At 74.7% G+C, this 18,913-nt stretch carries 17 protein-coding genes; 13 read left to right on the top strand and 4 right to left on the bottom strand.

Features of this window, described 5'->3' with window-relative positions:
• Positions 1-5 precede the first annotated feature (5 nt).
• The 3 genes from NFX44_RS05225 to NFX44_RS05215 all read left to right on the top strand — a co-directional run bounded on the left by NFX44_RS05225 (position 6) and on the right by NFX44_RS05215 (position 4,133).
• Positions 6-1,994 (top strand): bifunctional adenosylcobinamide kinase/adenosylcobinamide-phosphate guanylyltransferase, encoded by a 1,989-nt coding sequence (locus tag NFX44_RS05225; protein WP_262282344.1) that lies wholly within the window; start codon positions 6-8, stop codon positions 1,992-1,994.
• On the top strand, positions 1,984-2,757 hold the full coding sequence (locus NFX44_RS05220) for an adenosylcobinamide-GDP ribazoletransferase (RefSeq protein ID WP_262282343.1): 774 nt from the start codon (positions 1,984-1,986) through the stop codon (positions 2,755-2,757). The genes NFX44_RS05225 and NFX44_RS05220 overlap by 11 nt, the downstream gene beginning before the upstream one ends.
• Before the next feature lie 65 nt (positions 2,758-2,822).
• Complete coding sequence (locus NFX44_RS05215) at positions 2,823-4,133, top strand: DUF2314 domain-containing protein (RefSeq protein WP_262282342.1); 1,311 nt, start codon at positions 2,823-2,825, stop codon at positions 4,131-4,133.
• Between the two features lie 80 nt (positions 4,134-4,213).
• Here NFX44_RS05215 and gcvT read toward each other — a convergent pair whose 3' ends face one another.
• Positions 4,214-5,344, bottom strand: a complete 1,131-nt coding sequence (gcvT, locus tag NFX44_RS05210) for a glycine cleavage system aminomethyltransferase GcvT (protein ID WP_262282341.1) — start codon at positions 5,342-5,344, stop codon at positions 4,214-4,216.
• Positions 5,345-5,576: 232 nt separating this feature from the next.
• Here gcvT and NFX44_RS05205 point away from each other — a divergent pair, with 232 nt between their 5' ends.
• Positions 5,577-7,145 carry a leucyl aminopeptidase gene (locus tag NFX44_RS05205; RefSeq protein ID WP_262282340.1) on the top strand — a complete coding sequence of 523 codons (1,569 nt, stop codon included), beginning with the start codon at positions 5,577-5,579 and terminating at the stop codon, positions 7,143-7,145.
• A gap of 64 nt (positions 7,146-7,209) precedes the next feature.
• Here the strand turns inward: NFX44_RS05205 and NFX44_RS05200 are convergent, their stop codons facing one another.
• Entirely contained in the window at positions 7,210-7,539 is a 330-nt protein-coding gene (locus NFX44_RS05200) for a hypothetical protein (protein WP_262282339.1), read from the bottom strand.
• A 177-nt stretch (positions 7,540-7,716) separates the two neighbouring features.
• On the opposite strand from NFX44_RS05200, the gene lpdA reads away from it, so the two are divergent.
• The gene (gene lpdA, locus NFX44_RS05195; RefSeq protein WP_262282338.1) at positions 7,717-9,108 is read left to right on the top strand and encodes a dihydrolipoyl dehydrogenase; all 1,392 of its coding nucleotides are present in this window, start codon (positions 7,717-7,719) and stop codon (positions 9,106-9,108) included.
• 67 nt (positions 9,109-9,175) lie between these two features.
• On the top strand, positions 9,176-10,987 hold the full coding sequence (sucB, locus tag NFX44_RS05190) for a 2-oxoglutarate dehydrogenase, E2 component, dihydrolipoamide succinyltransferase (protein ID WP_262282337.1): 1,812 nt from the start codon (positions 9,176-9,178) through the stop codon (positions 10,985-10,987).
• A gap of 75 nt (positions 10,988-11,062) precedes the next feature.
• Here the strand turns inward: sucB and NFX44_RS05185 are convergent, their stop codons facing one another.
• On the bottom strand, positions 11,063-12,007 hold the full coding sequence (locus NFX44_RS05185; RefSeq protein ID WP_262282336.1) for an SDR family NAD(P)-dependent oxidoreductase: 945 nt from the start codon (positions 12,005-12,007) through the stop codon (positions 11,063-11,065).
• A 150-nt stretch (positions 12,008-12,157) separates the two neighbouring features.
• On the opposite strand from NFX44_RS05185, the gene NFX44_RS05180 reads away from it, so the two are divergent.
• The 4 genes from NFX44_RS05180 to NFX44_RS05165 all read left to right on the top strand — a co-directional run bounded on the left by NFX44_RS05180 (position 12,158) and on the right by NFX44_RS05165 (position 15,861).
• Positions 12,158-12,724, top strand: a complete 567-nt coding sequence (locus NFX44_RS05180; RefSeq protein ID WP_262282335.1) for a TetR/AcrR family transcriptional regulator — start codon at positions 12,158-12,160, stop codon at positions 12,722-12,724.
• Between the two features lie 45 nt (positions 12,725-12,769).
• Positions 12,770-14,101 carry a low temperature requirement protein A gene (locus NFX44_RS05175; RefSeq protein ID WP_262282334.1) on the top strand — a complete coding sequence of 444 codons (1,332 nt, stop codon included), beginning with the start codon at positions 12,770-12,772 and terminating at the stop codon, positions 14,099-14,101.
• A 92-nt stretch (positions 14,102-14,193) separates the two neighbouring features.
• Positions 14,194-14,706: a hemerythrin domain-containing protein gene (locus NFX44_RS05170; protein WP_262282333.1), complete on the top strand. Its 513-nt coding sequence runs from the start codon at positions 14,194-14,196 to the stop codon at positions 14,704-14,706.
• 231 nt (positions 14,707-14,937) lie between these two features.
• Positions 14,938-15,861: an LLM class flavin-dependent oxidoreductase gene (locus NFX44_RS05165; RefSeq protein ID WP_262282332.1), complete on the top strand. Its 924-nt coding sequence runs from the start codon at positions 14,938-14,940 to the stop codon at positions 15,859-15,861.
• A 54-nt stretch (positions 15,862-15,915) separates the two neighbouring features.
• Here NFX44_RS05165 and NFX44_RS05160 read toward each other — a convergent pair whose 3' ends face one another.
• Positions 15,916-16,440, bottom strand: coding sequence for a PadR family transcriptional regulator (locus NFX44_RS05160; protein ID WP_262282331.1), 525 nt, complete (start codon positions 16,438-16,440; stop codon positions 15,916-15,918).
• A 72-nt stretch (positions 16,441-16,512) separates the two neighbouring features.
• Here NFX44_RS05160 and NFX44_RS05155 point away from each other — a divergent pair, with 72 nt between their 5' ends.
• The 3 genes from NFX44_RS05155 to NFX44_RS05145 all read left to right on the top strand — a co-directional run bounded on the left by NFX44_RS05155 (position 16,513) and on the right by NFX44_RS05145 (position 18,901).
• Positions 16,513-17,295 (top strand): alpha/beta fold hydrolase, encoded by a 783-nt coding sequence (locus tag NFX44_RS05155; protein WP_262282330.1) that lies wholly within the window; start codon positions 16,513-16,515, stop codon positions 17,293-17,295.
• 85 nt (positions 17,296-17,380) lie between these two features.
• Positions 17,381-17,887, top strand: a complete 507-nt coding sequence (locus NFX44_RS05150; protein ID WP_262282329.1) for a DinB family protein — start codon at positions 17,381-17,383, stop codon at positions 17,885-17,887.
• A 114-nt stretch (positions 17,888-18,001) separates the two neighbouring features.
• A complete protein-coding gene (locus tag NFX44_RS05145; RefSeq protein ID WP_262282328.1) occupies positions 18,002-18,901 on the top strand; it encodes a TIGR01777 family oxidoreductase in 900 nt (299 codons plus the stop codon).
• Positions 18,902-18,913 lie beyond the last annotated feature (12 nt).

The following is an 18,913-nucleotide window of genomic DNA, read 5'->3' as shown; positions in this document are numbered from 1 at the left end:
CGGGCATGTCCGTAGACGGGTGGAACACCCTCCTGGTGCTCGGCGGTATCCGCTCGGGCAAGTCGGAGTTCGCGGAGTCGGTGGTCGCCGACGCGCCCACGGTCCGGTACGTGGCCACCGCCCCCGAGGGGGATCCGGAGGACACCGAGTGGGCGACCCGCCTCGCGGCGCATCGCGCCCGCCGGCCCGGCAGCTGGACCACCGAGGAGACCGCCGCCGACCCCGGCCGCCTGGCCGAGGTGATCGCGACGGCCGGGCCGAACGAGACGCTGCTCGTCGACGACCTGGGCGGCTGGGTGACGGTGCTGCTCGATCCGGCGCACCAGCCGGCCGACGACACGGCCACCATCGCGGAGCTGGCCGCGGCCGTCCGGGCCAGCGCCGCCCGGCTGGTGCTGGTCAGCCCCGAGGTGGGCCTGTCGCTGGTGCCGACCACGCCGCTGGGCCGGGCGTTCACCGACGCGCTGGGCGCGACCAACCGGGCGGTCGCCGAGGCCTGCGACGCCGTCGCACTGGTGGTGGCCGGGCAGACCGCCTGGCTGAAGCCGCCGGCCGCTCCCCCCGCGCAGGCGGGCGCCGCACCGGCCGCCCCCGCACGAGCGGGCGCCGCACAAGCCGGCCCCGCGCCGGTCGGTCCCGCACCGGCTGCCCCCGCACCGGCCGGCGTGCCCGACGAGGCGCTGCCCGAGGTGCTCACCCCCGCCGTTCCGCCGGCCCCGGCCCCGGCCGCCACGGCCGGCCCCGCCGACTGGGCCGCGCCGACCATGGCCCTGCCGATGGTCGCCACCGGCCTGGTCATCCAGCCCGGCATGGAACTACCGATGCCCGACGACTACACCGGGCCGCAGGCGGTCGACAGGCTGGCCACCCTGGACATCGCCGGCGCCGGCCTGGGTGTGCTGGAGCGGGTGGTCGGCTTCGCCGCCGCCACCCAGGGCACCGCGACCCCGACGCCGTGGGGTTCGGTCCGCGTGCTGCTGCTGCACGGCGACCACGAGGGCGGCGCGTCGGCCGGCGCGGTGCCCGGCGAGTCGGCCCGCCGCGCCCGGCAGGCGCGCGCCGGCAAGGGGCCCCTCGCCCGGCTGGCCGCCGAGAACGGCGCGAGCCTCCAGGTGGTGGAGACGCCCAGCTCCGCCCCCATCGAGGAGGGGCCGGCGCTCGGCGGCGAGGAGGTCGAGGCGGCCCTGCGCTACGGCTGGCGGCTCGCCGAGCAGGCCGCCGACGCGGGCGTACAGCTGCTGGTGCTCGCGGCGTGCGGGGCCGGCACCGAGACGGCCGCCGCGGCGGTGCTGGCGGCCACGGCCGGCGCGGAACCCCCGGCGGTGCTCGGCCGGGTGGTGACCGAGCACGGCGAGTTCGACGACGCCGCCTGGATGGTCCGCTGCGCCGCCGTCCGCGACGCGCTGCACCGCACCCGGCGCTCCGCCCGCGAGGCCAAGGACGTGCTCGCCGAGCTGGGCGGCGGTGACGTGGCGGTGGCCACCGGGGTGCTGCTCGGCGCGACCGCCCGGCGCGTCCCGGTGCTGCTGGACGGGCCGGTCGGGGTGGCCGCCGGCATGGTCAGCCGCGACCTGGCCGGGCAGGCCCGGCACTGGTGCCTGCTGCCCGACCACGGCGGCCGGCCCGGGGTGCGGCTCGCCGCCGACGTGCTGGGCCTGACCCCGCTGCTGGACCTCCGGCTCGACCTGGGCGAGGGAGCGACCGCGCTCGCCGCCCTGCCGCTGCTGCGCTCGGCCCTGTCGCTCGCCGCCGGCCTGCCCGTGCACCCGGCGCTCGGCGGCGGGGACGACGAGGACTTCACCGAGCCCGAGCCCGCCGGGCCCGGACCCGCCAGCACCGGGCCCGAGCCGGAGTTCACCGAGCCGGAGCCCGCCGGGCCCGGACCCGTCACCACCGGACCCGAGCCGGACTTCAGCGAGCCCGAACCGGCCGGCCCGAGGCCCACCACGGTCGGGCCGGACGAGCCGGTCGCCCCCGGCCGACGTGCCGACTGAGTTCCGGCTCGGCGACGGGATCCGGCTGGCGCTCACCACCTTCACCACGGCGCCGGTACGCGCGGGCCGGGTGGACCGGGCCGCGGCCGGCGCCGCCATGGCGCTGGCCCCGGCGATCGGCGCGCTGCTCGGCGCGGTCCTCGGTGCGATGCTGCTGCTCACCGCGGCGGTCGCGCCCCCGCTGGTCGCCGCCGGGGTGACCGTCGCGCTGGGCGCGCTGCTCACGCGGGGGCTGCACCTGGACGGGCTGGCCGACACGGTGGACGCGCTCGGCTCCTACCGGCGCGGGCCGGCGGCGCTGGAGATCATGAAGAAGCCGGACGTCGGGCCGTTCGGCGTGGTCGCGCTGGTGGTCGTACTCCTGCTCCAGGCGGCGGTGCTCGCGGAGCTGGCCGGGCGGTCGCGGCCGGCGGCGCTCGCGGCGGTCGTCGCGGCGACGGCGGCCGGCCGGCTGGCTGTCGCGCTGGCCTGCCGGCGCGGGGTGCCCGCCGCCCGGCCGGAAGGGCTGGGCGCGCTGGTGGCCGGCACGGTGGGTCCGGTCGCGCTGGTGGCCGGCACGGCCGCCGTGGCGCTGCTGGCCGTGCCGGCGGTGCCCGGCCGCCCGTGGCAGGGGCCGCTCGCCGTGCTGGCCGCGCTCGCCGTCGCGGCCGGGCTGCTGCGGCACCTGGTACGCCGGCTGGGCGGGATCACCGGCGACGTGCTCGGCGCCCTCGTGGAGCTCGTCACCACGCTGTCCTACCTGGGACTGGTGCTGTCCGCCTGAGCCCCACCCGTCCGGGCGGGTAGCGTTCTCAGGCGAGGTGTACCGGCACGGTCGAGGGGGACGGCATGCTCATCACGGACGACTTCCTGCCCGTACCGGTGCCCGAGTCGCTGGACGCGACCTATCTGGTGCCGCTCGTCGGGCTGCCGAAGGTGAGCCCGAAAACCGCCGTGGAGCGGCTGGCCGGCCGGCTCGCCGAGCCGGTGCACGGGTTGGCCCGGCAGATGCTGGACAGCCCGCTCATGACCGTGGACACCCGTCCGGTCAGCGAGTTCCCGGAGCTGCCGCCGGACCTGCTCACCGCGTTCGGGGCGACCGAGCCGCAGCTGGCCAGGCTGGCCGCCGCCACGCACCTCGTCGTGGTGCAGGCCGAATACCGGCCGGGCTGGCCGCCGGCGCACGAGTGGGCGGCCCGCGCGGTGGCCGCGGCGGTCGCCGAAACGGTCGACGGGGACGTGGTGGACGTCTTCGGGCTCCAGTTCCTCGACCCGGCCGCGGCGCTGCGGTCCCTCCCCGACGAGCACGGCCGGATCCGGCTGGTCGACTGGGTGCTGGTGCCCTACTCGTCGGACGCCGACGGGCTGTGGTTCACCACGAAGGGACTGCGCCGCTTCGGGCTGCTGGAGCTCCAGGCGCAGGGCGTGCCGGACCACCTCACCCGGGCCTGGGGCGCGGTGATGACCGGGGCCGCCCGGCGCCTGCTGCGGGACTGGACCGACGGGCTGTCCGGCGAGGAGGTGCCGGCGTTCGTGCAGCTCCCGGTGCTGGCCACGGTGACCGGGCACGACATCGCGGTGGCGTACGGCAATCCGGAGCAGCACGGCGCGACGGCGCCCGTGCTGCTGCGGCTGGAACTGGACCCGGCTACCGACCCGGACGCAGACTCGTTCCTCACCCTCAACCCGCCGCCCGGGCACCCGGGGCCGCCCGGCCGCTACTTCGCCGCCGCCTGCGCGACCCTGTTCAACGGCATCCAGCCCGACGTCCGGTACGCCCGCTCCGGCGACGCGATGAGCCGGGCCGTCGCCACCGCGCGGGCCGCGCTCGACGACATCCGGTCCCGCTTCCTGGCCGGCCTGCTCCCCGCCGAGAGCCAGCTCGTGGTCAAGTACGGGCTGCCGGGCGACGACGGCCCCGAGTACGTGTGGGCCGGGGTGACCTCGTGGGACACCCCGGAGCGGATCGTCGGCGCGAGCGCCAGCGACGCCGCCGGCGACCCCACGGTCCGGATCGGCGCCCCGGTCGTGGTGGAGGCCGCCGACGTCGTCGACTGGGCGGTGCTGGACGCCACCGGCGTCATCGAGGGCGGCTGGACGCAGGCCGTCCTCGACGCCGGCGAACCCCCGACGGACTCCCAGCCCCTTCCGCCCGATTGATCATGAAGTTGGCGGCGCTCAGGGAGATCGAGATCGCCGCCAACTTCATGATCGACGCGACGAGACGGACGGGGTGGGGGTCAGCGCACCGAGGGCTGGACGAAGGGTGGGCGGGTCAGGCGCATCTGGGCGCGGCGGCCGCGGATGTCGACCTCCAGGATCTCGCCGTCGGGGAGCTTCGGGTCGGTGTCGACCAGGGCCAGGGCGATGCCCTGCTTCTTCGTCGGGCTGAAGGTGCCGCTGGTGATCGTGCCGACCTGCTTGTCGCCGGCGTAGACGGCCATGCCGGGGCGCGGGATGGCCCGGTCGACCGCCTCCAGGCCGCGCAGCGTCCGGACGGGGCCGGCGGCCTTCTCGGCCCGCAGCACGTCGCGGCCCCAGAAGGCCGGCTTGTCCCAGCCGACCGCCCAGCCCGAGCGGGCCTGCACCGGCGTGATGTCCAGCGAGAGGTCCTGCCCGTGCAGCGGGTACCCCATCTCGGTCCGCAGCGTGTCCCGCGCGGCCAGGCCGCAGGCGCGCAGCTCCTCCGCCTCGCCGGCGGCGAACAGCGCGTCCCAGACGGCGGGCGCGTCGCCGGCCGGCACCACCAGCTCGTAGCCGAGTTCCCCGGTGTAGCCGGTGCGGCAGACGGTCAGGTCGACGCCGTTCAGCGAGGCGGCCGAGAAGCTCATGTAGTCGTGCCCGGTGGGCAGGCCGAGCGTGTCCAGCAGCTCCGCCGAGCGCGGCCCCTGGACGGCGAGCACCGCGTACGCCTCGTGCTCGTCGGTGACGATCACGCCCTCGGGCGCGGCGGCGCGCAACCGGTTGACCACCTCGGCGGTGTTCGCCGCGTTCGGCACCAGGAAGACGTGGTCGTCGGCGTACAGGTAGGCGATGATGTCGTCCACCACGCCGCCGGTGGCGTCGTCGCAGCAGAGCGTGTACTGGGCCTTGCCGGGGGCGATCCGGCCGAGGTCGTTGGACAGGCAGGAGTTGACGAAGTCCCCGGCGCCCGGCCCGGTGACGCGGGCCTTGCCGAGGTGCGAGACGTCGAAGACGCCCACCCCGGTACGCACGGCGGTGTGCTCCTTGAGCACGCCGCCCCCGGCGTACTCGAGCGGCATCTCCCATCCCCCGAAGGGGGCGAACTTGGCACCGAGCGCGGTGTGCCGCTCGTGCAACGGGGAACGGCGCAGCCGGGTCGCGGCGGCGTCGGAGGTCACCTCGGTCATGGGTGCGAACTTACCGGCCCGTGACCGGCTGGTTAGCATCGGCGGGAGGTCCCGCCCGCGTCCCTCGGGTGCAGGCGGGACAGCCCGCCTGGATCCATCGGGTCCAGGCGGGACAGCCCGCCTGGACCTATCGGCGGGACAGCCACGCGTCCGGCGGGTAGGTTCGCCGCCGGAGACCTTCATCGCCGGCACGCGACACAGCGGCCGGCCCGGCCCGCCCGGAGTAGCTTTCGTGACATCGCCCCGCACCACCCTCAGCCTGGTCGACACCGACCCCGCCGAACTCGCCGTCGACGCCATCGTGATCGGCGTGCACAGCCAGACGACCGAGCAGGAGGCCGGCTCACCCGCCGGCGCCCTGCTGCTGGCCAGCGGCGCGGAGAGCATCGCCGCCGCGTTCGACGGCAAGCTGACCGAGACGCTGGCCCTGCTCGGCGCCACCGGCGGCCCCGGCGAGGTGATCAAGCTGGCCACGCTGGGCACGGTCACCGCACCGGTGGTGGTCGCCGTCGGCCTCGGCCCCGAGCCGTCCGGCGCCGCTCCGGCCCCGGAGACCCTGCGCCGGGCCGCCGGCGCGGCCGTCCGGGCCCTGGCCGGCGCGTCCCGCGTCGCGCTCGCCCTGCCGCTGCCCGACGACGCCGACGCCCCGGCCGCGCTGCGCGCGGTCAGCGAGGGCGCGCTGCTCGGCGGCTACCGGTTCGCCGGCTACAAGACCAAGCCGCAGCCGGCCCGACGCGAGCCGGTGGCCGAGGTGCTCGTCGCCGTGCCGGACGCGGCCGACGCGACCGCCCAGGCCGAGGTCACCCGCGCCCAGGCGGTGGCCGGCGCGGTGCGGACCAGCCGGGACTGGGTCAACACCGCCCCGAACGAGCTGCGCCCGCCGTCGTTCGCCGACGCCGTGGCCGCCGCCGCCCGGGAGGCCGGGCTCGGCGTCGAGGTGCTCGACGAGGCGGCGCTGGCCGCCGGCGGCTACGGCGGCATCCTGGCCGTCGGCCAGGGCTCGGAGGCCCCGCCGCGGCTGGTCAAGCTGACCTACACCCCGGAGGGCGGCGGCAACGGCAAGCGGGTGGCGCTGGTGGGCAAGGGCATCACCTTCGACACCGGCGGCATCTCGATCAAGCCGGCCCAGGGCATGTGGGAGATGAAGTCCGACATGGCGGGCGCGGCGGCGGTCGGCGCGGCCATGCTGGCCGTCGCGGCGCTCAAGCCGTCGGTCGCGGTCACCGGCTACCTGCCGATGGCGGAGAACATGCCGTCGGGCACCAGCTACCGGCCGGGCGACGTGATCACCATGTACAGCGGCAAGCGGGTCGAGGTGCTCAACACCGACGCCGAGGGCCGGATGATCCTGGCCGACGCCATCGCCCGGGCCTGCGAGGACGGTGCCGACTACCTGTTCGAGACCTCGACGCTGACCGGCGGCCAGGTGATCGCGCTGGGCAAGCGGATCGCCGGTGTGATGGGCACCCCGGAGCTGTGCGAGCGGGTCCGGGTCGCGGGTGACGCGACGGGCGAGCCGGCCTGGCCGATGCCGCTCCCGGACGACGTGCGCAAGGGCATGGACTCCGAGGTCGCGGACATCTCGCAGGTCAACGCCGGCATGGACCGGGCCGGCCACATGCTCCAGGGCGGTGTCTTCCTGCGCGAGTTCGTCACCGACGACGTGGCCTGGGCGCACATCGACATCGCCGGCCCCGGCTACCACTCGGGCGAGGCCACCGGCTACTGGACCAAGGGCGGCACCGGCGTCCCGGTGCGGACCCTGCTGCACCTGGTCGACGACGTCGCCGCCAACGGCTGACGCTTCTGCCGCGCCGCAACGGGGCGCTCCCCTCGCCGGGGGGCGCCCTGTCGGCGTATCCCGGTCAGAACAGCTCGGGGCGGCGCTTGCGGCGCTCGTTGTAGTCGCGCATCCGCTGCGGGTAGCCCATCAGCCGGACGTCGTAGATCGGGATGGCCAGCCGGTGAGCGAACCGGCGGGCCTCCTCCGGCCCGCCGACCCGCCGCCGGGTCCACTCGCCGTCGTCGGCGATCAGCATGATCGTGGTCTCGGTGACCGTGGTCCGGGGTTCCAGGTACGCCTCGACGCCCCGCCGGGTGCGGACGAAACTCTCAAGATGGTCCAGATCGGCGCGGTCGGCGGCCCGGCCGCGACTCACCGCGCCCGCCTGCTTGCGTCGTCGGAACAGCCCCACCGAACCCACTCCTCCCCCGTCCGTCATCGAAGACGGTGCCAAGCGTACGTGTCACCGACGTGTCGTTGGGCACCTCGGTACGCGCTCCGACCCCGGTGGTGACAAGATGACCGAGGTGGGGTGTGCCTGTTACTCCCCCGTAACCCCCGATGCAGCGACGCGACCTGGGAGTTGGACGTGAGCGAGCCGAACGACGCAACCTTCGACATCGTCATCCTCGGAGGTGGTAGCGGCGGCTACGCGGCGGCGCTGCGTGCCGCCCAGCTGGACCTGTCCGTCGCGCTGATCGAGAAGGGCAAGCTCGGGGGCACCTGCCTGCACAACGGCTGCATCCCGACCAAGGCCCTGCTGCACGCCGCCGAGATCGCCGACCAGACCCGCGAGTCGGAGCAGTTCGGCGTCAAGGCCGAGCTGGTCGGCATCGACATGGCGGCCGTCAACTCGTACAAGGACGGCGTGATCTCCCGCCTCTACAAGGGCCTCCAGGGCCTGGTAGGCAGCGCCAAGAAGATCACCTTCGTGGCGGGCGCCGGCAAGCTGGTCGGGAAGAACGTCGTCGAGGTCGACGGCAAGCGCTACACCGGCCGCAACATCATCCTGGCCTCCGGCTCGTACGCGAAGAGCCTGCCCGGCCTGGAGGTCGACGGCGAGCGCATCATCACGAGCGACCACGCGCTGACCCTGGACCGCGTCCCCTCCTCGGCGATCGTGCTGGGCGGCGGCGTGATCGGCGTCGAGTTCGCCAGCGTCTGGAAGTCCTTCGGCGTGGACGTGACCATCGTCGAGGCGCTGCCCCGCCTGGTCGCGGCCGAGGACGAGGAGTCCTCGAAGGCGCTGGAGCGGGCGTTCCGCAAGCGGAAGATCAACTTCAAGGTCGGCAAGCCGTTCGAGAAGGTCGAGAAGAGCGAGAACGGCGTGAAGCTGACCATCCAGGGTGGCGACACCGTCGAGGCGGAGCTGCTGCTGGTCGCCGTCGGCCGCGGCCCGACCACCGCCAACCTCGGCTACGAGGAGCAGGGCGTCAAGATGGACCGCGGCTACGTGCTGACCGACGAGCGGCTGCGCACCAGCGTGCCGAACGTCTACGCGGTCGGCGACATCGTGCCCGGCCTCCAGCTCGCCCACCGCGGCTTCCAGCAGGGCATCTTCGTCGCCGAGGAGATCGCCGGCAAGAACCCGGCCGTGATCGACGAGGCCGGCATCCCGCGGGTGACCTACTGCGACCCGGAGCTGGCGTCGGTCGGCCTGACCGAGGCGAAGGCCAAGGAGCAGTACGGCGCCGACAAGATCACGACCTACAACTACAACCTCGGCGGCAACGGCAAGAGCCAGATCCTCAAGACCACCGGGCACGTGAAGCTGGTCCGGGTCGAGGACGGCCCCGTGGTCGGCGTGCACATGGTGGGCGCCCGGGTCGGCGAGCTGATCGGCGAGGCGCAGCTCATCTACAACTGGGAGGCGTACCCGGCCGAGGTGGCGCAGCTCGTGCACGCCCACCCGACGCAGACCGAGGCCCTGGGCGAGGCGCACCTGGCCCTGGCCGGCAAGCCGCTGCACTCGCACGCCTGATCACGACAACCGCGGCGTCCGGCGACGGGCGATGATCCCACCAGGGGAATGAAGGAGTCTGGAGAACATGCCGGTATCGGTCACCATGCCCCGGCTCGGCGAGAGCGTCACCGAGGGCACCGTCACGCGCTGGCTCAAGCAGGAGGGCGACACCGTCGAGGTCGACGAGCCGCTGCTCGAGGTGTCCACGGACAAGGTGGACACCGAGATCCCGTCCCCCGCGGCGGGCGTGCTGAGCCGGATCGTGGTCGGCGAGGACGAGACCGCCGAGGTCGGCAGCGAGCTGGCGGTCATCGCCGGTGAGGGCGAGGAGGCCGGCGCGGCCGCCCCGCAGCAGGAGGCCCCGGCGGAGGAGGCCGAGCAGGCCGCCGCCGAGCCGCAGGCCGAGGCGGAGCAGCCGGCCGTCGAGGAGCCCGCCCCGGCCGCCGCGCCGTCGGGTGAGGGCACGCCGGTCACCATGCCGGCCCTGGGTGAGAGCGTCACCGAGGGCACGGTGACCCGCTGGCTCAAGCAGGTCGGCGACACCGTCGAGGTGGACGAGCCGCTGCTGGAGGTCTCCACCGACAAGGTCGACACCGAGATCCCGTCGCCGGTCGCCGGCACGCTGCTGGAGATCAAGGTCCCCGAGGACGAGACCGCCGAGGTCGGCGGCGTCCTGGCGATCGTGGGCGCGGCCGGTGCCGCGCCGAAGGCGGAGCCGAAGCCGCAGCCCAAGGCCGAGGCGAAGCCGGAGCCGAAGCCCGAGCCCAAGGCCGAGCCGAAGCCGGAGCCCAAGGTCGAGGAGCCGACCCCGGGCATGTCCTACAACGAGCCGGCCGCCGAGGCGGAGCAGGCCGCGCAGCCGGCCAAGGCCGAGCAGGCCGCGACCCCGCCCGCGCCGACCGCCACGCCGCAGCGGCCGACCGTCCCGGCCCAGGCCGGTGGCGAGGAGGGCGCCGGCTACGTGACCCCGCTGGTCCGCAAGCTGGCCGCCGAGCACGGGGTGGACCTCTCCTCGGTCAACGGCACCGGCGTCGGCGGGCGGATCCGCAAGCAGGACGTGCTGGAGGCGGCCGAGAAGGCGAAGGCCGCCCAGGCCGCACCGGCCGCGCAGCCGGCACCGGCCGCCGCGGCTCCGGCCCCGGCCAAGCCGGCCGCGAAGCCGCAGCCGAGCGGTAAGCGGGGCACCGTTGAGAAGCTGCCTCGCATCCGCAAGGCCATCGCCAACCGGATGCACGAGTCGCTGCACGAGATGGCGCAGCTGACCACGGTGATCGAGGTGGACGTCACCCGGATCGCCAAGCTGCGGGCCCAGGCCAAGGACTCCTTCCAGCAGCGGCACGGCGTGAAGCTGTCCTTCCTGCCGTTCTTCGCCCTCGCCGCCATCGAGGCGCTGCAGACGTACCCGATCCTCAACGCCCAGCTGGACCTGGCGGGCGGGACGATCACCTACCCGGACGCCGAGCACCTCGGCATCGCCGTGGACACCGAGCGGGGCCTGCTCGTGCCGGTCATCCACAACGCCGGTGACCTCAACCTGGGTGGGATCGCCAAGCGGGTCGCCGACCTGGCCGAGCGCACCCGGACCAACAAGATCAGCCCGGACGAGATCGCCGGCGCGACCTTCACGCTGACCAACACCGGCAGCCGGGGCGCGCTCTTCGACACCCCGATCGTGCCGTCGCCGCAGTCGGCGATGCTCGGCACGGGTGCCGTGGTGAAGCGCCCGGTCGTGGTCAACGACCCGGACCTGGGCGAGGTCGTCGCGGTCCGGTCGATGGTCTACCTGGCCCTGTCGTACGACCACCGGCTGATCGACGGCGCGGACGCGGCCCGCTTCCTCGTCGCGGTCAAGGAGCGGCTGGAGGCCGGCAACTTCGAGGCCGAACTGGGGCTCTGACCTCCTGACGGCAGAGGGGCGGGGGGGGGGGGGGGCGCCCCCCCCCCCCCCCCCGCCCCTCTCGTCGTTTCCGGGTCAGCCGCGCAGGTGCTCCTCGGAGACCGCCCAGAGCCGCTCGGCGGCCTCGGGGTCCCGCGCGTACGGGGCGTAGCCGGTGCGGGTACCGGGCTGGTTCGGCCCGGCCTCCTGGCAGTCCTCGAAGTACCGGCCGCCGACGCCGGCGACCAGCGGCGAGGCGGCGACCAGCACCGAGGTGGCCGCGCCCTGCTCGGGGTTCTTCCAGTACGCCGCGCCGCCGCCGCTCTGCGTGCGCATCCGGTCGAGTTCCTCCTCGCTGATGTAGCGCTGGAGGTTGGTGCGGATCGCGCCCGGCATGAGCGCGTTGGTGTAGATGCCGTCGTCGGCCCAGCGCCGGGTGGCGTCCACCGCGAAGAGCACGTTCGCGGTCTTCGACTGCCCGTACGCCTGCCACGGGTCGTACGGGCGCTGCCGGAAGTGGATGTCCTCGAAGACCACCGGCGAGCGCAGGTGGGCCGCCGAGCTGACCGAGACGATCCGCGCGCCCTCGGCCGCGGCGAGGGCCGGGTGCAGCCCGGTGGCCAGCGCGAAGTGCCCGAGATGGTTGGTCGCGAACTGCATCTCCCAGCCCTGCTCGGTGCGCATCTCGGGCGAGGCCATGATGCCCGCGTTGTTGACCAGCATGTGCAGCGGCCCGTCCCAGGTGCGGACGAAGGTGGCCACCGAGCCGAGGTCGGCCAGGTCGAGCGGGGCGACCAGGATCCGGTCGTTGCCGGTGGTGCCGGTGATGTCGGCGGCGGCGCGCTGCCCGGCCTCGGTGTTGCGGACCGCGAGGGTGACGTCGGCCCCGGCGGCGGCGAGCGCGCGGGCGGTCTCGACGCCGATGCCGGAGGCGCCGCCGGTGACGACGGCCCGCCGGCCGGTCAGGTCGAGGTCACGGACCACCTCCAGGGCGGTGGTCTCGCGGGAGAACGGGGTACTGACGGGTGTGCTGGTGGTCATGATCCATCCTTGTCGGCGGCGGCACGGACCGGTCGTCCGAGCGCTACGATGAGAAGCGGAGGATCCTCCGTTACTCCGACCCTAACCGGAGGTTCCTCCGGTTGCCAAAACCCGGCCGGGCTCACGCCCCGGTCGAGCCGAGGAGGGGACGTGCCCGACCGCCCGCTGCGCGCCGACGCGCTGCGCAACCGGCAGCGACTGCTGGACGCCGCGGTCCACACGTTTTCCCAGGCCGGCGGCGAGGTAACGCTGGATCGCATCGCCAAGGCGGCCGGCGTCGGCATCGGCACCCTCTACCGCCACTTCCCCACCCGGGAGGCGCTGATCGAGGCGGCCTACCGCAACGAGCTGGCCAAGCTGTGCGACGCCGTGCCGGAGCTGCTCGCCACGCTGCCCGCCGAGGCGGCCGTCCGGGCCTGGATGGACCGGTTCGTCGACTACCTCGCCACCAAGCGGGGTATGGCCGACGCGCTCCGGCTGGCCATCGCCTCCGGCGCCAACCCGTACGCGCACAGCCGGGACCGGCTGCTCGCGGCGCTGGGCGACCTGCTGGCGGCCGGCGCCGCCGCGGGCACCGTACGCGCCGACGTGGCCCCCGCCGACGTGCTCGCCGGGCTGAGCGGCGTCTCCCTGGTGGCCGGCGAGCCGGAGCAGCGCGCCCAGGCCGGCCGCCTGCTCGACCTGCTCATGGACGGGCTGCGCCACCGCCCGGGCTGAGCCCAATCCGACCCGCCGCCGACCCGCCGCTGACAGACTCGGTCGGTGAGCGGCTTCGGGTGGCGGGGACGCCTCGGGCCGGCGGTGCCGGTGGCGCCCGGGGCCCGGGTGGACCGGTTCGAGGTCTTCTTCGACCTGGTCTTCGTCTTCTCGTTCTTCATCATCACCCGCGCCACCGCGCTCCAGGTCAACGGCGGCGCGCTGCTGCACGCGCTGCTGGTCCTCGCCGTGCTGTGGTGGACGTGGGTCGTGCACAGCATCGTGGCCACCCGGATCCGGCTCGGCGAGGGCTTCGTCCCGGTCCTCATGACGGTCGGCATGGCGGCCCTGTTCACCTTCGCCCTGTCCCTGCCGAACGCCTTCCGGGACCCGCGCGGCAACGCGGCCGGGCCGATCGTCGCGGCGATCAGCTACACCGTCATCCGGGGAGTGCACCTGCTGCTCTACCTGCACGCCGTGCGGGACAGCCCGACGGAGCGCCGGCAGCTCCTCCGCTTCACCCCCGAGCTGGTGGGCAGCACCCTACTGCTGGGGGTCGCCGCGCTGATCCCGCCGAAGATCGACGACCTCTTCTCGGCAGCGGCGGTCCGGGACGGGCTGTGGGCGACCGTCGTGCTGCTCCAGTACGCCACGGGCCTCGTCGCGGGCACCTGGGGCTGGGGCGTCGCCTCCGCCGAGCACTGGACCGAGCGGTACGACCTCATCCTGATCATCGCGCTGGGCGAGTCGGTCATCTCCGTGGGCGTCGGCAGCAACCTGCTCGGCCAGCCGCCGACCTGGCCGGCCGTGGCGGCGGCCGTGCTCGGCATCTTCTTCACCGCCGCGCTCTGGTGGGCGCACTACGACATGATCGGGCCGGCCGCCCGGATCGCCCTGCACGCCGCCGAGGACGGCCCCCGCGTCGCCATGGCCCGGGACGCCTACGGCTACCTGTTCCTGCCGATGATCGCGGGCATCATCCTGTTCGCGCTCGGGGCGGAGATGATCGTGCACCAGATCGCCGACCCCCACGTGGCGCAGCACCTGCCGGCGCTCGGCCCCGGCGTGCCGCTGCTCTTCGGTGGGGTGATCTGCTACATCTGCGGCAACATGCTCTTCCAGCTCCGCACCCTGCGCACGCTGACCTGGACCCGGGTCGTGGCCGTGCTGCTGCTGGCCGTGAGCATCCCGGTGGCCGTGCACCTGCCCGCGCTGGCCGCCCTGACGCTGCTGACCGCCATCACCGTCGGCATGGTGGCCGCCGAGGTGGTGGTCTTCGACGAGGGCCGGCGGGCGCTGCGGGGGCTGGTCTTCGAGGAGCGCACCAGCCACGAGGCCCACGAGGCGGCCTACCGCGCGCGCTGGCACGAGCCTCACGACCGCGACGAGGGCGAGTGAGGACGCGGTGTTCTAGACTGCCGCGCAGCGTCGCGGTGCACCCGGCACGAAGGCCGCCGTGGGCATGGAGGCGCGGGACAGCAGGGGACCATGTGCACCCATCCCACCCGTCGAGCGGCCGGCTGACCGCCCTCGGCACCCAGTTGATCGAGATCCACCACTGGCTCCGCGAGGAGCTGGCCCGGCTCCGCGCGAGCCTCGACTCCCCCACCGGCGGCGCCGCCCTGACCCGGGAGCTGCGCGCGCACTGCGTCGGCTTCTGCGCCGCGCTGGACCGGCACCACACCGGCGAGGACGGCGACGCGTTCCAGGCCCTGGCAGAGCGGGCGCCCGAGCTGCGTCCCGTGCTCGCCGAGCTGAGCGCCGACCACCGGGTGGTCGCCGACCTCCTCCGCCGGATCGACGCCCTGCTCGCCGGTGCGGCCGACGGCCGGACCGTCCGGGCCGAGCTGGACGGGCTGGCGGCGCTGCTGGAGTCGCACTTCAGCTACGAGGAGCGGAAGCTGGTCGCCGCCTTGAACCGGCTGGGCGGCGACCCCGTGGAACTGCTCGGCGTCACGCCACCCGGAGACGGGGACCTCCTCGAACGGACGGAGAACGCATGACCGTCGACACCGTCGACGCCGCCGCGGCGGGCACCGGGCAGCTCGGGCGGCGTTCTACTTCCCGCCGCTGCGCTCGGCCAACGAGGTGATCAGCCTGGAACGACGGGCCCCTTCCTGACCCCCGGCGTCGAGAAGGGGCCCCTGCCCGTCGGACTTCGGGGGATTCGCCGGTCAGCAGAATCGGCGGGTCCGGGCTGGTCGGGACCGGCGTACCCGGGGAATGCTGGGCCGATGGCGATCTTCTCCGTGCAGTCCGGGCCGACCGACGCGGCGAGCTGGAGCGACCTGGCCCGGCGGGTCGAGGCGGCCGGTTTCGACGCGTTGCTGGCCGCCGACCACCCCGGCCACGGCCCGTCGCCGTTCGTGGCGCTCGCGGCCGCGGCGGCCGTGACCTCCACGCTCGGCCTCGGCTCGTACGTCTCGAACGCCGGGGTGCGGGAACCGATCCTGCTCGCCACCGACGTGGCCACCCTCGACGTGGTCTCCGGCGGCCGGGCCCGGCTCGGCCTGGGCGCCGGACACACCCCGGCCGAGTGGCGGGCCGTCGGGCGCGAGCGCCCCGACGTCGCCGCCCGGGTCCGCCGCTGCGTCGCGGTCGCCGAGGCCGTGCGGGATTTGCTGGCCGGGAACGAGGTCACCGTGGACACCCCCGAGCTGGCCGCGTACGCCGCCCGGCTGACCGAGCTGCGACCGGTGCGGGACCGGGTCCCGCTCACCATGGGTACGGCCAATTCGACGCTGCTGCGCTGGGCCGGCGCGCATGCCGACGTGGTCGGGTTGACCGGCTTCGGGCGTACCCTGGCCGACGGCCACGCCCACGACGTGCGGTGGCGGGCCGACCAGATCGAGGCGCAGCTCGCGCACGTGGCGGCCGGGGCGGCCGGGCGGGACGCGCCGCCCGCGCTGGAGTCCCTGGTCCAGCAGGTGACCGTGACCGACGACGCGGAGGCCGCGGCCGCTCCGATCGCCGCCGACACCGGGTTGACCGTCGCCGACCTGCTGGCCACCCCGTTCGTGCTGATCGGCACCGCTGACGAGATCGTCGCGGCCGTCGCCGAGCACCGGCGCCGCTGGGGCATCACCCGCTACGTGGTCCGCGCCGGCGCCGTCGACGCCCTGGCGCCGCTGCTCCCCCGCCTGGCCGCCGTCGCCTGACCGGCTCCGGTTCGCCGGCATTCCGGCCCGGGGGCCGCGACACCACCCGGGCGCTCAGGCGTCGAGATCCGCGAGCGTCTCCCGCAGCCAGGCCAGCTCGGTGCGCGTCGTCGCCGTCGCGATGGTGAACAGCCCCCGCCGGAACGGGTCGTCGAAGTCGGCGGCGCGCAGCGGCCGGTCGCCGTCCCAGAAGAAGCTGGCCGGCTGCGTGAGGAAGGTCAGGCGCCGCCGCAGGACCGCCGCCTGGGCCGCCCGGTCGTCGAGGTGACGCAGGAACGCGAGCAGCGTGAACCACCGGTTCTCGTCGGTGATGAACAGGTCGTCGGGCTCGCGTAGCCGGTCGAGCAGGGCCTGGCGGCCGGCGGCGGTCAGCGACAGCACCTGTCGCGGCGCGGCCACCCGGCCGGGCTGGAGCTCGCGGGTCAGCAGTCCGGCCGCCTCCAGTCGCTTGAGCAGCGGGTAGAGCGTGCCGTCGGCGATCGGGCGCACGTGCCCGGTCAGGGCGGCGATGCGCTTCCGCAGGTCGTAGCCGTGCAGCTGGTCGTCGTAGAGGAAGCCGAGGACCGCGAGTTCCAACATGATCCAGATCATACCCCCTTGCCGATATACCATCTTGCCTAGATACCTCGGGTTAGAGGTATCTTCTTCGCCATGCATAGCGCCATCGTGACCCCGGACGGTTCCCGGATCCGCTGGGCCGAGCTTCCCGGCACCGAACCCGCCCGCGTCTACCTGCACGGACTCGGTGCCAGCTCCGCCCCCTACTACGCCGAGGCCATCGCGCACCCCGCCCTGGCCGGGCACCGCTCACTGCTCATGGACCTGCTGGGCTTCGGTATCAGCGACCGGCCGGCGCACGTGGCGTACACCCTGGACCTGCACGCGGACCTGCTGGCCCACGCGCTGGACCGGGCCGCGGTGACGGACGCCGACGTGATCGCGCACAGCGCGGGCGGTGCCGTCGCGGTCCTGCTGGCGGCGCGCCACCCCCGGTTGGTACGCCGCCTCGTGCTCGTCGATCCCGCGCTCGACGCTCCGGAGACGTTGCCGACGACGAAGCGGCCGGGCAGCTCGGGCATCGGCGTCTACCACACCGAGCAGGAGTTCCTGGACCACGGCTGGGACGAGACGCTGGCGTTCGTCGGGTCGGAGTGGGCGGCCACGATGCGCCTGGCCGGGCGGGAGGCGCTCTACCGCACGGCGATGAGCCTGCTCCGCGGCACGACCCCGGGCGTGCGCGAGGAGCTGGAGAGGCTGGCCGTGCCGCGCACGGTGCTGTATCCGGCGGCCGACGGGCCGCGGTCCGACGCGGACCGGCTGGCCGCCGCGGGTGTCGACGCGGTGGGGATTCCGGACTGCGGCCACAACGTCATGGTCGACAATCCGGCGCGGTTCGCCCTGGCCGTGGCGGCCGCACTGGCCGGGCGGGGCTGACCCGGCACGGGCGGTTGCCGCACGACGCGGCCGGGCCACCGCGGCCGGCACCCACCGGACGTCGAACGCGCGTACGATCCGGCCAATGATCGATGAACGGTTCGCGCTGCCGGCCACCGTGGACGAACGCTCCCTGCTGGAGACCTTCCTGGACTTCCAGCGGGACGCGCTGGTCCGCAAGTGCGCCGACCTCACCGACGCGCAGCTGCGCCTGCGGCCGGTGCCCTCGTCCGGCCTGTCCCTGATCGGCCTGGTCCGGCACCTGGCCACCGTGGAGCGGTGGTATTTCCAGGCGGTGCTCGCCGAGGCCGCCCCCGGTGACCTCTACGACCTCACCGACGACCCGGACGCCCCGTTCACCGACGTCGCGGAGGCCACCGGCGCGGAGACCTTCGCGCTCTGGCGGGCGGAGGTGGCCGCCGCGCGGCGGATCACCGCCGAACGCCCGCTGGACGCGGTCGGCCGCAACCCCGGCACCGGGAAAGCGCACTCTCTGCGCTGGATTCTCGCGCACATGGTCGACGAGTACGCCCGCCACCTCGGGCACGCCGACATCCTGCGGGAGGCGATCGACGGCCGGACCGGGGAGTGAGGCGGCACTCACGCACGAGAGCCGCCGCGAGGTCGGCGGGCGGGAGCCGGGAACGACGAGTGAGTGATTTCGCTCAACGCATCCGGGCCGGCGTCCGTACCCGAAGATATGCGCATGCGGATCCTCATGGCCGGAGTCTCCGGTTTCCTCGGCACCCGACTGGTCCACCGACTCACCGCGGACGGGCACCAGGTCACCCGCCTGGTCCGCCGCGCGCCGCGCACCCCTGACGAGCGGCGCTGGAACCCGTCCGCCGCGCAGCTCGACCCGCAGGTCGTGGCCGACGCCGACGCGGTGGTGAACCTGGCCGGCGCGGGGGTGGGTGACAAGCGCTGGAACGACGCGTACAAGGGCCTGATCCGGTCCAGCCGGGTGGACAGCACCACCACGCTGGCGATCACCATCGCCGGGCTGCCCGCCGCCGACCGGCCCGCCGTGCTGCTCAACTCGTCCGCCGTCGGCTGGTACGGCAACACCGGCGACCGGACGGTCGAGGAGGACTCGCCGGCCGGCGAGGGCTTCCTGGCCGACGTCTGCCGGGTGTGGGAGGCGGCCACCCGCCCGGCCGAGGACGCCGGCGCCCGGGTGGTGCGGCTGCGCACCGGGCTCCCGCTGCACCGCGACGGCGGGGCGCTCAAGCCGCAGCTGCTGCCGTTCCGACTGGGCGTCGGCGGCAAGCTGGGCAACGGCCGGCAGTGGCTGCCCTGGATCTCGCTGCGGGACTGGCTGGACGCGGTGACCTTCCTGCTGGCCCGCGACGACCTCGCCGGCCCGGTCAACGTGGTCGGTCCGGCCCCGGTCACCAACGCCGAGTTCACCCGGGAACTGGCTCGCCAGCTGCACCGGCCGGCGATCATGCCGATCCCGGCGGTGGCCCTGAAGGTCGCCCTGGGCGGCTTCGCCCACGAGGCGCTCACCAGCACCCGGGTGCTGCCCGGCGTGCTCGGCAAGGCCGGCTTCTCCTGGACCCACCCGGACCTGCCGGGCGCGCTGCACGCCGCCCTCACCGACTGAGCCGGCGAGGGC

The sequence above is a fragment of the Micromonospora sp. MA102 genome (genome assembly GCF_025460765.1).
Classification (GTDB): Bacteria; Actinomycetota; Actinomycetes; order Mycobacteriales; family Micromonosporaceae; genus Micromonospora; species Micromonospora halotolerans.
Note: the sequence above shows the minus strand (reverse complement) of the source record. Positions and strands in the feature narration are given on the sequence as shown.